This is a genomic window from Herbiconiux sp., assembly GCF_004297105.1.
Lineage (GTDB): Bacteria > Actinomycetota > Actinomycetes > Actinomycetales > Microbacteriaceae > Herbiconiux.
Window position 1 is genome coordinate 125,862 of the sequence record NZ_SCVE01000020.1, and the last position, 16,019, is coordinate 141,880.

At 68.3% G+C, this 16,019-nt stretch carries 11 protein-coding genes and 1 tRNA gene; 5 read left to right on the forward strand and 7 right to left on the reverse strand.

Features of this window, described 5'->3' with window-relative positions; translation table 11 throughout:
* Positions 1-36 precede the first annotated feature (36 nt).
* The 3 genes from EPO52_RS16695 to EPO52_RS16705 are packed head-to-tail and all read right to left on the reverse strand — an operon-like array spanning position 37 to position 3,493.
* A complete protein-coding gene (locus tag EPO52_RS16695) occupies positions 37-1,089 on the reverse strand; it encodes a DUF1731 domain-containing protein (RefSeq protein WP_290808843.1) in 1,053 nt (350 codons plus the stop codon).
* The gene (locus tag EPO52_RS16700) at positions 1,086-1,811 is read right to left on the reverse strand and encodes a DUF4166 domain-containing protein (protein ID WP_290808845.1); all 726 of its coding nucleotides are present in this window, start codon (positions 1,809-1,811) and stop codon (positions 1,086-1,088) included. Before EPO52_RS16700 ends, EPO52_RS16695 begins: the two co-directional genes overlap by 4 nt.
* Complete coding sequence (locus EPO52_RS16705) at positions 1,811-3,493, reverse strand: DUF885 domain-containing protein (RefSeq protein WP_290808847.1); 1,683 nt, start codon at positions 3,491-3,493, stop codon at positions 1,811-1,813. Before EPO52_RS16705 ends, EPO52_RS16700 begins: the two co-directional genes overlap by 1 nt.
* 116 nt (positions 3,494-3,609) lie before the next feature.
* Between EPO52_RS16705 and EPO52_RS16710 the strand changes: the two genes are divergently transcribed.
* From EPO52_RS16710 to EPO52_RS16720, 3 genes are all read left to right on the forward strand, one after another.
* Positions 3,610-4,332, forward strand: coding sequence for a hypothetical protein (locus EPO52_RS16710; RefSeq protein WP_290808849.1), 723 nt, complete (start codon positions 3,610-3,612; stop codon positions 4,330-4,332).
* Positions 4,329-5,966: a DNA polymerase Y family protein gene (locus EPO52_RS16715; RefSeq protein ID WP_290808851.1), complete on the forward strand. Its 1,638-nt coding sequence runs from the start codon at positions 4,329-4,331 to the stop codon at positions 5,964-5,966. Before EPO52_RS16710 ends, EPO52_RS16715 begins: the two co-directional genes overlap by 4 nt.
* 65 nt (positions 5,967-6,031) lie before the next feature.
* A complete protein-coding gene (locus EPO52_RS16720; RefSeq protein WP_290808853.1) occupies positions 6,032-9,466 on the forward strand; it encodes an error-prone DNA polymerase in 3,435 nt (1,144 codons plus the stop codon).
* A gap of 161 nt (positions 9,467-9,627) precedes the next feature.
* Here EPO52_RS16720 and polA read toward each other — a convergent pair whose 3' ends face one another.
* Positions 9,628-12,321: a DNA polymerase I gene (polA, locus tag EPO52_RS16725; RefSeq protein WP_290808854.1), complete on the reverse strand. Its 2,694-nt coding sequence runs from the start codon at positions 12,319-12,321 to the stop codon at positions 9,628-9,630.
* A 54-nt stretch (positions 12,322-12,375) separates the two neighbouring features.
* Here polA and EPO52_RS16730 point away from each other — a divergent pair, with 54 nt between their 5' ends.
* Positions 12,376-12,804 (forward strand): hotdog fold thioesterase, encoded by a 429-nt coding sequence (locus tag EPO52_RS16730; RefSeq protein WP_290808856.1) that lies wholly within the window; start codon positions 12,376-12,378, stop codon positions 12,802-12,804.
* 3 nt (positions 12,805-12,807) lie between these two features.
* Here EPO52_RS16730 and EPO52_RS16735 read toward each other — a convergent pair whose 3' ends face one another.
* Positions 12,808-13,413 (reverse strand): response regulator, encoded by a 606-nt coding sequence (locus tag EPO52_RS16735; RefSeq protein ID WP_290808858.1) that lies wholly within the window; start codon positions 13,411-13,413, stop codon positions 12,808-12,810.
* A 40-nt stretch (positions 13,414-13,453) separates the two neighbouring features.
* On the opposite strand from EPO52_RS16735, the gene EPO52_RS16740 reads away from it, so the two are divergent.
* A tRNA-Leu gene (locus EPO52_RS16740) sits at positions 13,454-13,536 on the forward strand.
* A gap of 45 nt (positions 13,537-13,581) precedes the next feature.
* Here the strand turns inward: EPO52_RS16740 and EPO52_RS16745 are convergent.
* Together EPO52_RS16745 and pyk are read right to left on the reverse strand one after the other, a co-directional pair.
* The gene (locus EPO52_RS16745; protein ID WP_290808860.1) at positions 13,582-14,373 is read right to left on the reverse strand and encodes a hypothetical protein; all 792 of its coding nucleotides are present in this window, start codon (positions 14,371-14,373) and stop codon (positions 13,582-13,584) included.
* Between the two features lie 193 nt (positions 14,374-14,566).
* Positions 14,567-16,009 carry a pyruvate kinase gene (pyk, locus tag EPO52_RS16750; RefSeq protein WP_290808862.1) on the reverse strand — a complete coding sequence of 481 codons (1,443 nt, stop codon included), beginning with the start codon at positions 16,007-16,009 and terminating at the stop codon, positions 14,567-14,569.
* Between the last annotated feature and the right edge of the window lie 10 nt (positions 16,010-16,019).

A 16,019-nucleotide genomic window follows, 5' to 3' on the forward strand; every position in this document is an offset into this window, starting at 1 on the left:
TCATGTTCCGGCGACTGGAATGCTTCACACCCCGTCTCACGGACCAGCAATTCTGCCCCATCGCCTGGTGGGAACGCCAGAGCTCTGCACGATGTCTGTCAGGGCGTCGGCGTGGTGGCTGAAGAGGAAGGAGTAGCCCGCTGCTTCGAGGCGCTCGGGCAGCACCCATCGGCTCTTCAGCACCAGTTCGGTCTCGGTGCGGATGGCCACCGAGCCGATCTCGAGCATCCAGCGCCAGGTGGGCAGGCCGAAACGGGCGCCGACGGCCTGGCGCAGCGAGGCCATGAACGTGCGGTTGTCGGTGGGGTTCGGGGCGGATGCGTTGATGGGGCCGTCGAGCTCGGGGTGGGCTTCGAGGAAGCGGATGATGCCGACCACGTCATCCAGGTGCACCCAGCTGAACCGCTGCCTGCCCTTGCGGCTGCGGGGGCGGTATTGATGAAAGGTGCCGGCCGCACGGCGTGCGGGCGTGGAGGGCCAGCGGCCGTCGAACTGCGAGCCGCCGAGGCCCGCGCGGGCGAGCGCGATGAGGGGAGCGAGCGCGCTGCCGTCGCCGAGCACGATCGCCATGCGAAGGGCCACCCGACGCGTGTGCGGGAGCTCGCCGCGGAAGAACTCCTCCTCCCAGCTCGTGGCCACGTTCACCGAGAAGCCCTCGCCGATCTCACCGGTCGCTTCGGTCATCGGCCGGTCGTCGGCGTGGCGGTAGATGGTGGCCGTGGACGAGTTGATCCAGAGCGAGGGTGGCCGGGTGGAGGCGGCGACGGCTTCGCGCAGCTGCCGCGTGGTGTCGAGGCGGGAACGGAAGATCTCTGCGCGGTTCTCTGCGGTGTAGCGGCAATTGACGCTCTTGCCCGCCAGGTTGATGAGCAGATCGGCACCGTCGATCACGCGGCTGATGGCGGCCTGGTCGCCCCACTGGGCATCCGGCGCCGCGGCGGTGCTGGGCCTGCTGGCGCCCGGGCTCTGCCGTCGCCCGATCAGAGCGACATCCGCCCCTTCGGCGCGGAAGACCTCGGCGAGGCGGGAGCCGATGAATCCGGATGCGCCGGCCAGAACCACGCGCCGGGCGCGTGCCGGGGTGGTCACTCAGCGTGCCCTGGCCGAGTGGTGAGCCCTTCGGCCACGGGGGTGCCGGCGGCCGCCTCCGCGTCGTCGGCGACGGGATCGGGCCGCACCTCGTAGTCGAAGGTGCCGGTGTATTCGAAGAGCCGGCCGAACAACGGCGCATCGACCGTGACCGAGACGCGCTGGGCGCCCGCACCAGACGCTGCGGCGTCGTCGTAGCGCTCGACGAGTGAGACGCGCGGAGCGATGGCTCGGGGGATGCCGAAGTGCTGCCGGCCGATGCGCACGTCGAGTGCGGTGGAGGTGAGGTGGAGTTCGCCACGCACCACCCGGGTGGCGAGCCGCACGCGCAGGCGGCGATCGAAGCCGAGGTGGTCGACGAGTCCGTCGGCGCCCGGGTTCTCGGCGGTGATCGCGTCGATCATGGTTCGCTCGCCATTCAGGAGGTGGAAGCGGCGCACGGCCACGATCGCGGTGCGGCCGTCGCGGTCGGTGAGTGGTGCGTTGACGACGGTGAAGGGCACATTGTGCTCCCACGCGGGGAACAGGATGCCCTGGCGCGCCAGCATCCGGAGCACCAGCCGTACCGCGCGCCGCGGGGTGCCGACGGTTTCGAAGACGCCGCTGCCGTAGCCGCGGTATCCGGGTGCGATCACGCCGAAGTACCGCCGCAGCACGGGATGCAGATCGTCGAGTACCGAGCCGGTCGTCAACTCATAGGGAGAACGCGCCTTGGCTGCCATCACGCCTCTTTCAAGAGTGTGCTGCGGAGGGTGTCGAGGCCCACGCCACCGAGGTCGAGAGCGCGGCGGTGGAACTCCTTCGACGAGAAGGCCTCCTTCTCGCGGGCCCGGGTGGCGTCGCGCAGCTCCTGCCAGATGCGCTGGCCGATCTTGTACGACGGGGCCTGACCGGGCCAGCCGAGGTAGCGGTTGACCTCGAAGCGGATGAAGGCGTCGTCCATGTTGACGTTCTGACGCATGAACTCGAGCGCGTACTCCGCGTTCCACACGCCCGTGCCGTCGAGACGGGGCTTCTGGAGGTGCACGCCGATGTCGAGCACTACGCGTGCCGCGCGCATCCGCTGCCCGTCGAGCATGCCCAGGCGGTCGGCCGGGTCGTCGAGGTAGCCCAGCTCTTCCATCAGGCGCTCGGCGTAGAGGGCCCAGCCCTCGGCGTGGCCGCTCGTGCCGGCGAGCTGGCGGCGCCAGGTGTTGAGCTTGGCGCGGTTGTGCACCGCCTGCCCGATCTGCAGGTGATGGCCGGGAACGCCCTCGTGGTAGACGGTGGTGAGCTCGCGCCAGGTGTCGAACTCGGTGACGCCCTCGGGCACCGACCACCACATGCGCCCGGGGCGGGAGAAGTCGTCGGTGGGGCCGGTGTAGTAGATGCCGCCCTCGTGGGTGGGGGCGATCATGCACTCGAGCGTGCGGATCTCGGCGGGGATGTCGAAGTGGCTGGCGCCGAGCTCGGCCACGGCGCGGTCGCTGGTGGCCTGCATCCATTCGCGCAGAGCATCCGTTCCGTGCAGTTTGCGGCTCTGGTCGCGGTCGAGGAACTCGATGGCCTCGTGAACGGATGCGCCGGGCGTGATCTCCTCGGCGATGGCCTCCTGCTCGCGCACCATGCGCCCGAGTTCTTCGATGCCCCACTCGTAGCTCTCGTCGAGGTCGACCGTGGCGCCGAGGAAGCGCCTCGACTGGAGCGCGTAGATCTCGCGGCCCACGGCATCGTCGTGTGCGGCGACGGGCGCGAGCTCGTTCTCGAGGAACTGGGCGAGCTTCGAGTAGGCCTCCGACGCGGTGGTCGCGCCGCGGTCGAGATCGGCTTTCAGCGAGGTGGGCAGCTCGCCCTCTTTGACGGTCGCCTCCGACGCGAACTCGGCGAAGAAGCTGCCGGGGCCGGAATTCGCCCGCACCTGGGTGAGCACCTCGGCCACCTGGCGGCGAGCCGGCGTGATGCCGTGGCGCATGCCCTCGCGCAGCGTGACGATGTAGCCGTCGATGGCTTCCTCGACCGCCGAGAGGCGCCGCGCGACCATCGACCAGTCGTCGGGCGTGTCGGTGGGCATGAGGTCGAAGACCTCGCGGATGTGCTGCGACGGGGAGTCGATGACGTTCAGGTCGCGCAGCTGCAGCCGGGCGTCTGAGCTCGCGAGCGTGAGCCGCAGCTCGTTGCCGAGATCGGTCTTGGTGACCTCGTCGATCTCGTCGACGGCCTCGGTGCGGGCGAGCTCGGCGAGAACCGAGGAGGTGGCGATGATCTGGGCTTCGTGGCCCTCGGGTGAAAGGTCTCCATAGCGGTCGTTGACCTCGGTGCGGCCGATGTAGGTGCCCAGCACGGGCTGCAGCTCGACAAGCGTGTCGACCCATCGTTCTGCGATGCGATCGATGTCGGTCTGAGGGCGGGAGGTCGAGCTTTCCATGCTTCGACCCTAGGCCACGCCCCGGACAGCGGAGGGTGTTTCCACAGCGACCGGGATTGTCCACAGGCTGAGCGTCCCCGATTGACTTATTCGAACATATATTCGAACATGAGGGCATGACGGATGCCGCACTCACGCTCTCCTCCCCCGCTCCGGCGGGCGAGGAGATCCGGGTGCTGCAGTCGCGCATCCGGGAGATGCAGGCCACCAAGCTCGACACCCGCGCGGTGCCCACTCACCCGTCGCTCGCCTCCCTCCTGCCGGGCGGATCGCTCAGGGCGGGGGCCGCCTACTCGGTGCAGAGTTCGACGGCGCTCGTGATGGCACTGATGGCCGGGCCCTCGGCCGAAGGGCTGTGGTGCGGTGTCGTGGGGCTGCCCGATTTCGGGGTGGAGGCCGCATCCCGGTTCGGCGTCGATCTGGCTCGGCTGGCGCTGGTGCCGCATCCCGGTGAGGAGTGGCTCACGGTCACGGCGGCGATGGCCGATGTGGTGGCAGTGGTGGTCACCCGGGCGCCGGGGCGGGTGTCGCCGTCGTCGATGGCGCGGCTGCAGGCACGCATCCGGCAGCGGGATGCGACGCTGATCGTGCTCGGAGACTGGCCGCAGAGCGAGGCGACGTTGCGCATCACCGAGAGCTCCTGGTCGGGCATCGGAGTCGGGCACGGGCACCTCGCGGGTCGCCAGGCCATGGTCTCGGTCACCGCGCGGGCCGGGTCGGGCCGGCCGCGGCGGGCGCGACTGTGGCTGCCCGATGGAGACGAGCTGTTCCGGCCGGTGCACGAGCCGCCGCAGCTCACCGACGTGCGGCCGAGAGCGCTTCACGAGGTGGCGGGATGAACGCGGTCACCCGGCTTTCCGCGCCCGCGCTGACTCCGGTGCGCACGATGGTGGTGTGGTGCCCCGATTGGCCCGTGGTGGCCACTGCCGCCCTCGAGGAGATCTCGGTCGACGAGCGCATCGCCGTGATCGAGAGGGGTCTGGTCTACGCCTGTTCGGAGTCTGCCCGGGCGGATGGGGTGCGCCGGGGGCTGCGGCTCCGGGAGGCGCAGGCGCGGAGTCCGCGCCTGCGCGATTTCCCGCACGACCCCGTGCGAGTCAACCGCGCCTTCGAGCCGTTCATCTCCGCCCTCGAAGAGATGAGCCCCCATGTGCAGATCGTGCGGGCGGGCAGTTGCGCCCTCCGAGCGCGCGGCCCGGCGCGCTTCTACGGCACCGAGCACGCCGCGGCCCTCGCCTTCCTCGAGCGCTTCGCCGAACTGGGGGTCACGGATGCGCGGGTCGGGGTGGCCGATGGCGTCTTCGCGGCCGATCAGGCGGCGAGGCTGCCGGGCGTCGATCTCATCCGTATCGTGCCGCCGGGGCGCTCCCCCGAGTTCCTCGCGGGGCTGCCGTTGAACCTGCTCGATGAAGAAGAGCTCACGCTGCTGCTCTGGCGGCTGGGAATCCGTACCCTGGGTGATTTCGCGCGGCTTCCGGCCGAAGACGTGCAAGCCAGGTTCGGCGAGGCAGGGGCTCGGGCGCACGCGCGTGCCGGAGGGCTCGACGGCACCCAGGTCACACCGCGCATCCCGCCGGAGATCCGCGAGAGCGTCAACGACTTCGAGCCTCCGCTCGACCGCATCGACCAGATCACGTTCGGGGTGCGCGCGGCGAGCGATCGTTTCATCTCCGAGTTGGCGGGGGCGATGTTCGTGTGCACGGCACTCCGGGTGGAGATCACCACCGAGCGCGGGGAGGTGCGGGAGCGCAGCTGGCTGCATCCGCGCTGGTTCACGGCCTCCGACGTGGTCGACCGGGTGCGCTGGCAGCTCCAGGGCGGCAGCACCATCGAGAGCGCGCTCTCCTCGCCGGTCATCCGGGTGCGCATCACCGCCGAGACGATCGACCACAGTGCCAAGCACGAGACGGGGCTCTGGGGAACCGGGTCCGATGAGCGCATCCACCACGGTCTGTCGAGGGTGCAGAGCATGGTGGGTCATGAGGGAGTGCTCACGGCCTCGATCGGGGATGGGCGTTCGCCACGCGAGCGTCAGGTGCTCATCCCCTGGGGCGATCGAGGCGAGGAGACTCCCGCGCCGAAGAGGGCTTCGACGGGGAGATCGTCAGCGCGCGGAGGGCGAGGTCCGGCCGGCGAGGTCCCGCCCTGGCCGGGCAGCCTGCCGCCTCCGTTGCCCACGACGGTGTTCGAGAAGCCACTGCCGGTTCTGGTACTGGGCGCCGACCACGATGCGGTGTCGGTCACCGAGCGCGGAGAGCTGTCGGCGGTGCCGGTGTACTTCGCGGCGAATCCCGCCGGGCAGGGGCTCCGGCCGCTGGAGGCCTGGGCGGGCCCGTGGCCCGTGTACGAGCGCTGGTGGGATGCGGAGAAGCGGCGGCGGCTCGACCGGTTCCAAGTGGTCGACGCCGAGGGCACGGCCTGGTTGCTCGCGCTCGAAGACCGGGTGTGGCGTGCGGAGGCTCGATATGACTGAGTTCACCGCGCCCGTCACCGCGGCCGGGTCCGGGCCCTGGTCCGCGAGCGAGAGAGGCCGGTGAGATGGGATTCAACAACCCCGCCATCCCCTGGTCGGAACTCGAGCGCACCCTCTCCGGGCGGAGCCGGCCGGAGAGCGCCCTTGCCGATGAAGAGACGCACTCCCGCAAGAGACCGGCGTACGAGGCATCCGAATCGCTGCCGCGAATCGATGCCGGCTCGGTGGTGCCCTATGCCGAGCTGCACGCGCACTCGAACTTCAGCTTCCTCGACGGGGCATCCTCCCCCGAAGCTCTCATCCAGGAGGCGGCTCGATTGCGCCTGAACGCGCTCGCCATCACCGATCACGACGGGTTCTACGGCATCGTGCGATTCGCCGAGGCGGCGGAGACGCACGACGTCGCCACGGTCTTCGGGGCCGAGCTCTCGCTCGACCTCAGCCGGCCGCAGAACGGCGTGGCCGACCCCGAGGGGTCTCATCTGCTGGTGCTCGCCCGGCAGCAGGAGGGCTACCACCGGCTCGCCGGCGCCATCACCTCGGCTCAGCTCGCCCCGCGGGCGGAGAAGGGGCGCCCGCTCTACGACCTCGATGAACTCGCCGCCGAGGGTGCAGGCCAGTGGATGGTGCTCACCGGGTGCCGTAAGGGTCCGGTGCGGCAGGCGCTCGCCTTCGAGGGAGCACGGGAGGCAGAACGGGAGATCGACCGCCTGGTCGCGCTCTTCGGCCGCGACAACGTGCTCGTCGAGCTGTTCGATCGTGGAGACCCGCTCGACAGCGCCGCCAACGACGCCCTCCATGACATCGCCCTGCGCCGCCGACTCGGCGTCGTGGCCACGGGCAACGTGCACTACGCCTCCCCCGACAAGCACCGGCTCTCCCAGGCTCTCGCCGCCGTGCGGGCGCGTCGCAGTCTCGATGAGCTCGACGGCTGGCTGCCCGCCGCGCCCGCGGCGCATCTCCGCTCCGGAGCAGAGATGGCTGCCCGCTTCGCGCGGTACCCGGGCGCCGTGGAGCGCACCGTCGAGGTGGCCGACGATCTCTCGTTCCAGCTCCGGATGGCGAAGCCGCACCTCCCGAAGCAGGAGGTACCCGAGGGCCACACCCCGATGTCCTGGCTCCGCGCGTTGGTGGTCGATGGTGTGGCCGAGCGGTACCCCGATGCCGATGACGAGGTGTGGAAGCGTATCGAGAGAGAGCTCTCCGTCATCGAGCAGAAAGACTTCCCGGGCTACTTCCTCATCGTCTACGACATCGTGCGGGAGGCGCGCGCGCGAGGCATCCTGTGCCAGGGGCGCGGATCGGCGGCGAACTCGGCGGTGTGCTACCTGCTCAAGATCACGGCTGTCGATCCGATCGCGTGCCTCCTGCCGTTCGAGCGCTTCCTCTCGAGCATGCGCGAGGAGGAGCCCGACATCGACGTCGACTTCGACTCCGATCGCCGCGAGGAGGTCATCCAGTACGTCTACGGCAAGTACGGACGGCGGAACGCGGCCCAGGTGGCCAACGTCATCCAGTACCGGCCGAAGTTCGCGGTGCGCGACATGGCGAAGGCGCTCGGCCACAGCCCGGGGCAGCAAGACGCCTGGTCGAAGCAGATCGAACGCTGGGGCCCCATGGTGGAGAGCGACGATCACGACATCCCCGCCGAGGTGATCGAGCTCGCCACCGAGGTGCTGAAGTTCCCCCGGCATCTCGGCATCCATTCCGGAGGGATGGTGCTCACCGACCGGCCCGTGGGCGAAGTATGCCCCATCGAGAATGCGCGGATGGATGACCGCACCGTTCTGCAGTGGGACAAAGACGACTGCGCCTGGATGGGACTCGTGAAGTTCGACCTGCTCGGCCTCGGCATGCTCACCGCGCTGCGTCACACGATGGATCTGGCGGCCGCGAGCACCGGCCGGCCCTTCGTCGATCTCAACAGTTTCCCCAAAGAGGAGCCGGCCGTCTACGACATGCTCTGCCGGGCCGACTCGATCGGCGTCTTCCAGGTGGAGAGCCGCGCGCAGATGGGCACGCTCCCCCGGCTGCAGCCGCGGCGGTTCTACGACCTCGTGGTGGAGATCGCGCTCATCCGGCCCGGGCCCATCCAGGGTGGTGCAGTGCATCCGTACATCCGGCGCAAGCTCGGCCTCGAAGAGGTCACCTACATGCATCCCAAGCTCGAACCGGTGCTCGAACGCACCCTCGGGGTGCCGCTCTTCCAGGAGCAGCTCATGCAGATGGCCATGGCCGTGGGGGGATGTTCGGGCGACGACGCCGACCTGCTGCGGCGGGCCATGGGCTCGAAACGCGGTCTCGAGAAGATCTCCAGCCTCAAGGCGAAGCTCTACGCGGGCATGGCCGAGAACGACATCGTGGGCGATCTCGCCGACGACATCTACCGGCGCATCGAGTCGTTCGCCAGCTTCGGGTTCGCCGAGAGCCATTCCACGAGTTTCGCGCTGCTCGTCTACGCCAGTTCCTGGTTCAAGCTGCACTACCCGGCGGCCTTCCTCGCCGGGCTGCTGCGGGCGCAACCGATGGGGTTCTACTCCCCGCAGACCCTCACGGCGGATGCTCGCCGGCACGGCGTGGTGGTGCGGCGCCCCGACATCCAGCGCTCCGGAGTCACCGCGGGACTCGAACCGCTGAGGCTCGCCGAGGGCGAGGATGCCGGAGACGCCGGAGAAACCGCCGCGATCGTCGAGGAGACCGGTCTCGACAGTTGTCTGGTGGAGAACTTGCCGGCACCGGAGACGTTCGACCGAGAGGCGCCCGACCGCAGTGCGGAACACCGCCGCGACGGCAACCTCACCGTACGGCTGGGGCTGGCCGAGGTCACGTCGATCGGAGAGAAGCTGGCCACGCGCATCGTGGAGGAGCGCCAGCAGCACGGTCGCTATCTCAGCATGGCCGACGTCTCACGCCGGGTCGGCCTCACCACCCCCCAGCTCGAGGCACTCGCCACAGCGGGGGCCTTCGAATCACTGGGACTCACGAAGCGCGAAGCACTCTGGGAAGCGGGTAACGCCTCCCACGACCGTGCCGAGTACCTTCCCGGCACCTTCGTGTCGGTGCAGCCGCCCCTGCTCCCGATGCTGTCGCCCGAGGAGCAGGTGGTCTACGACCTGTGGGCCACCGGCATCTCGCCCGACGACCACCCGCTGCGGCACGTGCGCGCTGAGCTCCGGAAGAGGGGGGCACTGACCTTCACCGAATTGGCACACACCGAAGTGGGCCGGCGCATCGAGGTGGGCGGCGTGGTGACACACCGCCAGCGGCCGGCCACGGCGAGCGGAATCACTTTCATGAACATCGAAGACGAGACGGGCATCCTCAACGTCATCTGCGGTGTCGGGGTGTGGAAGCGCTACCGGCGCATCGCCCGGGAGGCACCCGCACTGATCGTGCGCGGCATCCTCGAACGCTCGCCGGAAGGCGTCACCAACCTCATCGCCGATCGTTTCGAGCCTCTCGTGCTCAGCGCCAAGACCCGCTCTCGAGACTTCCAGTGACCCGCAGCTGCCCGGAAACGACGGAGAAGACCCGGGAAGGCGGACTCAGAGTCCGTCGTTTCCCACGAATGCCCGCACATACCGTCGATTCCCACGGCCCACGTACCAGGTGCCGCCGCCCGGCACGAACCGGCAGCGGCGGGCACCAGGATGCCGGCAGTTCAGTGCGCGGCTTCGTTCCAGTTCTGGCCACGACCGAGCTGCACCTCGAGAGGCACCGACAGGTCGGCGGCACCGGCCATGCGGGCGGTCACGATCGACGCCAGAGCGTCCCACTCCCCCGGCGCCACGTCGAACACCAGCTCGTCGTGCACCTGGAGCAGCATCTTCGACCCGAGCGACTGGGCCGCCAGATCGGCGGAGATGCCGATCATGGCGATCTTGATGATGTCGGCCGCCGTGCCCTGGATGGGCGCGTTCAGCGCGGCACGCTCGTCGTTGTCGCGCAGCACGCGGTTGGTGCTGTTGAGGTTCGCGAAGGGCCGCCGCCGCCCGAAGATGGTCTCGGTGTAACCATCGGCCTTCGCCTGAACCACCACGTTGCGCAGGTAGTCGCGCACCGCTCCGAAGCGCTCGAAGTAATCGGTCATCAGCTGCTTGGCCTCAGCCGTCTCGATGCGCAACTGCTTCGAGAGACCGAACGCCGACAGGCCGTAGGCCAGGCCGTACGACATCGCCTTCACCTTGGTGCGCATGTTCGGGGTCACGTCTTCGGGCTCCACCGAGAAGATGCGCGCACCCACGAAGCGGTGCAGGTCTTCTCCGGAGTGGAACGCCTCGATCAACCCGGCGTCTTTCGAGAGGTGCGCCATGATGCGCATCTCGATCTGCGAGTAGTCGGCGGTGAGCAGTGTGTCGTAGCCCGAGCCCACGTGGAAGGCCGCACGGATACGTCGCCCCTCCTCGGTGCGCACCGGGATGTTCTGCAGGTTCGGATCGGTCGACGAGATGCGGCCCGTCGACGACCCGGTCTGCACGTAGGTGGTGTGCACCCGCCCGTCGGAGGCGATGGCCTTGTCGACCGACTCGATGATCTGCCGCAGCTTCGTGGCATCGCGGTGCGCGAGCAGCAGGCCGAGGAACGGATGCGGGTTCGATGCCTGCAGATCGGCGAGAGCGCCGGCATCCGTGGAGTAGCCGGTCTTGGTGGCACGGGTCTTCGGCATGTCGAGCTGGTCGAAGAGCACCTCCTGGATCTGCTTCGGCGAGCCGAGGTTGATCTCGCGCCCGATGATGCCGAAGGCCTCGGACGCGATCGCGGCCGCAGATTCACCGAGTTCAGCCGAGAGCGCCGAGAGCTCGGTGTGGCTCACCGTGACACCCGTGAGCTCCATCTCGGCGAGCACGAGCAGGGTGGGCATCTCGATGTCGGTGAGCACCCCGCGGGTGCGGTCGTCGAGCAGGCCGGAGAGCGCCTGCGCGACGCGCCAGACGTACCAGGCCTCCCCGGCCGGGCCGACGACCGTATCGCTGTCGGGCACCAACTGGTTGGGGTCGGGCGTCGGCAGCGTCTCGAGCAGGTGCCGGTCGACGAGCTGCGCCAGGGAGCGGTCGGCGCTCGAGTCGGGCTTCAGCAGCCACGCGGCGATCACCGGGTCGAACGAGAGCCCGCCCACGTCGAGCCCGGCCAGGCGCAGCGCCTTCACCTGCTTCTTCGCGTCGAACAAGATCTTGGGTCTCGGCCCGGCGAGCCACTCCTCGAGCGGCGCGTAATCGCGGCTGTTCGGGATCCACGGCAAGAAGACCGTCTCGTGGGCGGTGCCCAGACCGATGCCGATCGGAAAACCGTCGACCGTCTCGATGTGCACGGCCACGCCGTCGGCCACCGGATCGGCAGCGGCATCCGAGTGCCGTTTCAGCCACGCCGCGAGTTCTTCATCGAGCAGAGTCACGGCCGTCGGGGCGTTCTCCGCCTTCGCCGCCGCCTCCGCCGCGGCCGCGAGGCCCACCTCGCTGTCGCCCGCGATGCCCTCGAGCTTCAGTACCCGGTCGAGCAGCGTGCGGAATTCCAGCCGCGCGAACACATCGCGCACCTGCTGCTCGTCGGCGGGTTGACGTTGCAGATCGGATGGCCCGACCGGCAGCTCCACGTCGGTGAGCAGGCGGTTCAGCCGGCGATTGCGGATGGCGTTCTCCGCGAACTCGCGCAGGTTGTTGCCCACCACACCCGGGATCTCGTCGCGGTGCTCGAGGATGGCGTCGAGCGAGCCGAACTGGTTCAGCCACTTCACCGCCGTCTTCTCGCCCACCTTCGGGATGCCGGGAAGGTTGTCGCTCGTCTCACCGACCAGGGCGGCGATCTCGGGGTACTGCTCGGGCCGGATGCCGTAGCGGTCGAACACCTTCGCCTGGTCGTACCGGGTGAGGTCGGAAACGCCCTGTCGCGAGGGGTAGAGCAGGGTGACGCTGTCGTTCACCAGCTGGATCGCGTCGCGGTCGCCCGAGACCACGAGCACGCGATAGCCCTCCGCCGTGCCCTGAGCGGCGAGCGTGGCCAGGATGTCGTCGGCCTCGAAGTCTTCTTTCTCGATGGTGGTGATGCCGAGCGCGTGCAGCGCCTCCTGCAGCAGCGGGATCTGACCGATGAACTCGGGCGGGGTCTCGCCCCGGGTGCCCTTGTATTCCGGATACTCCCGGGTGCGGAACGAGAAGCGCGAGATGTCGAAGGCCACCGCCAGATGCGTGGGCTTCTCGGCCTTGAGGAGGTTGATGAGCATCGCGATGAAGCCATGGATGGCGTTCGTGTGCTGCCCGTCGCGGGTCTGGAAACTGTCGACCGGAAGCGCGTAGAACGCCCGGAATGCGAGCGAATGACCGTCGATGACGAGGAGGGTAGGCTGATCTTTGTCCGGCACACGGCAAGCCTACACAGGCCCTCCGACAGCCTCCCGAGACAGGAACACGCACCGATGACGCAGCCCGAACCGCTCCCCCTCGACGCAATGAAGGCCTACGGCTTCGAAGGTGTCGGCGAACTCGCCGAACGCATGGGCATCGAGTTCCTCGAACTCAGTGCCGAGCGCGCCGTGGCCCGGATGCCCGTGGCCGGCAACACGCAGCCGGTCGGCTTGCTGCACGGCGGGGCATCCGTCGTTCTCGCCGAGAGCCTCGGCTCGACGGCCGCAGCCCTGCACGCCGGCCCGGAGCGCCTCGCGATGGGCATCGAGATCAATGCCTCGCACTCCGGTGCGGTCACCGAGGGATGGGTCACCGGCGTCTGCACGCCGATCCACCTCGGTCGCACGCTCGCAACCCATCAGATCGAGATCAGCGATGAGCGCGGTCGCCGTGTCTCCACGGTGAGGATCACGAACATCCTCACCGATCGAAAGAAGTAGGAACTACTTCTTCGGGCTCAGCTGTTCGATGATGGCCTGAGCCACGTCGTGCATCGTGAGACGGCGATCCATCGAGGCCTTCTGGATCCAGCGGAACGCCTCAGGCTCGGTGAGCCCCATCTTCTCGTTCAGGAGGCCCTTGGCCCGGTCGACGAGCTTGCGGGTCTCGAAGCGCTCGACCAGGTCGGCCACCTCGGCCTCGAGCGTGATGATCTGCGCGTAGCGCGAGAGAGCGATCTCGATCGCGGGGAGCAGGTCGTTGGGGGTGAAGGGCTTCACCACGTAAGCCAGAGCGCCCGCCTCGGTGGCCCGTTCCACGAGCTCCTTCTGGCTGAACGCGGTGAGCAGCACCACGGGGGCGATGTGGTCTTTCGACAGGCGCTCCGCAGCGGAGATGCCATCGAGCTGCGGCATCTTGACATCCATGATCACGAGATCGGGACGCAGTTCGGTCGCGAGAGCGACGGCGGTCTCGCCGTCACCGGCCTCGCCGACGACCTCGAAACCGTTGTCACGCAGGATCTCGACGATGTCGAGGCGGATCAGGGATTCGTCTTCGGCCACCACTACGCGGCGCGGCGCAGGTGTCGTTGGTTCTTGGTCAGTCACGGATTCAACCCTACGGTATTCTTGACCTCGCTCGTAGCAAGCCGGTGTGGCGGAATGGCAGACGCGACGCACTCAAAATGCGTTGTCCGTGAGGGCATGTGGGTTCGAGTCCCACCACCGGTACCGCTTCTCGGATGGGCGGCCCGCGCGAGCGTCAGGCCGTTCAGGTCACCCCGCAGGGATCGGCGTGGGCGTCACCGTCGGGGTAGGGGTGCTCGTCGACTGCACGATCTCCGAGAAGATCGCCACCGGTACGTACTGATGCACGATCTGGGTCGTGTAGGTGTTCGAGAGCGGGCTGGTCTCGAACGACACCTGCATCGCGAAGTCGAGCATGAGACCCTGGGTGTCGGCAGCCAGCACCCCGATCTGCTGCGATTCGAGCTGGAACCCGCCCTTGGGCGACGTGATCAGAAGGCCGAGGCCCTGTTCCGAACGAAGCGCCTCGGGGTCGAGCGTGACCTTCAGCGGGTCGGTATTGAGCGAGTAGGGCGTCTCGACCTGTCCGGAGCTGGTCGACGTCTTCGCCGTCACCGAGATGTTCGACATGTACACCCGGCGCTTCTGGTCGAACGGTGCCTCCGCGGCGACCCGGTTGTCGTACACGCCGATCACGAACGAGAAGCGCTTGTCGGCGAGCGGGGTCCAGTCGTGGGTCTTCTGTTCGGTCCACACGTCGAGCTTCAGCTCGAGCTGGTCGGCGATGTCGACCGTGGGGTGGATGGAGCCCATGTCGGTGAAGACCGATGCGAACTGCAGACTCGTGTCGGTGGTGGCCGCACCCAGGTCGCTGGTGGTGGAGTCCTTCGAGGAGTCGCCCGAGGTGCCGGATGAGCTTCCCGGCTGGGTGGGCTGGATACCGAACAGAGGCATGATCGTGGAGCAGCCGGACAACGCGATCACGGTGACGAGAGCGGCGCCCACACTGAGGGTGCGCAGAACGAGATGCTTGCGGGGCATGATCGGATTCTTTCGGTCGGGTCGAGCAAAGCGGTGTGCGGTGCGCAAGGGTGGCGCGGAGCATCCGAAATCTAACATCGGGCACGAGCCCGCGAACGAGGAACGGCCAGGAAGCGATCAAGTCTTGATCGAATCCTGGCCGAATCCTGAGGTGCGTTCCGCCGACCCTCCCGAAGGGGGGTCAACTCCCCGATCAGTCGAAGGTGTCGGGTTTCAGCGGGTTGTGTGCCGAACCGATGACGTGCACGCGCATGTCGTTGGTGGAGCCCGCGACTCCGGGAGGGGAACCGGAGATGACGATCACCTTGTCGCCGAGCTGAGCGCGGCCGAGGCCGAGCAGCACGTCGTCGACCTGCACCATGAGCTCGTCGGTGTGCTTGACCCGCTCGACCAGGTAGGACTGCACGCCCCAACTGAGCGACATGCGGTTACGGATGCCCGGCTCCGGCGTGAAGCCGATGATCGGGATGATGTTGCGCAGGCGCGACATGCGGCGCACGGAGTCGCCCGACTCGGTGAACACGCACAGGAACTTGGCGCCCACGAACTCACCGACCTCGGCGGCGGCCAGCGTGACCGCTCCGCCCTGGGTGCGGGGCTTGGTGCCGAGCGCGGGGATGCGCTCGAGGCCGTGCTCCTCGGTGGACTCGATGATGCGCGCCATCGTCTGCACGGTGATCACCGGGAACTCGCCCACGCTGGTCTCGCCGGAGAGCATGACCGCGTCGGCACCGTCGAGCACGGCATTGGCGCAGTCGGAGGCTTCGGCCCGCGTCGGACGCGGCGACGAGATCATCGACTCGAGCACCTGGGTGGCCACGATGACCGGCTTGGCCATGCGGCGGGAGAGCTCGACGGCGCGCTTCTGCACGATCGGCACGGCTTCGAGGGGCAGCTCGACGCCGAGATCGCCGCGGGCCACCATGATGCCGTCGAAGGCGTCGATGATCTCCTCGAGGTTGTCGACCGCCTGGGGCTTCTCGATCTTGGCGATGACGGGCACGCGGCGGCCCTCTTCATCCATGATGCGGTGCACGTCGTCGACGTCGGCGGCGTTGCGCACGAATGAGAGCGCGATGTAGTCGGCACCGAGCTTGAGGCCCCAGCGGAGGTCGGCGATGTCTTTCTCGCTCATGGCGGGCACGTTCACCGCGACGCCCGGCAGGTTGATGCCCTTGTTGTTGGAGACGGCGCCGGGGACCTCGACGCGCGTGGTGACCACGGTGCCATCGGTCTCGAGCACGCGCAGGCCGACCTTGCCGTCGTCGATCAGCAGCGGATCGCCGGGGGCCACGTCGTCGGGCAGGCCCTTGTACGTGGTGGAGGAGATCTCTTTGTTGCCGATGATGTCGTCGATGGTGATCTTGAAGATGTCACCCTCGGCGAGGTCGTACGGGCCGTTCTCGAACTTGCCGAGACGGATCTTCGGACCCTGCAGGTCGACGAGCACGGAGACCGCGCGACCGGAGTCGTCGGCGGCCTGGCGCACGTTGCGGTAGACGGCCTCGTGCACGTCATAGCTGCCGTGACTGAGGTTCATCCGTGCCATGTCGACACCGGCATCGATGATGGCCCGGATGGTTTCATAGGTCGACGTTGCCGGCCCGAGTGTTGCGACGATCTTCGCGCGTCTCATCTGTGTGTAC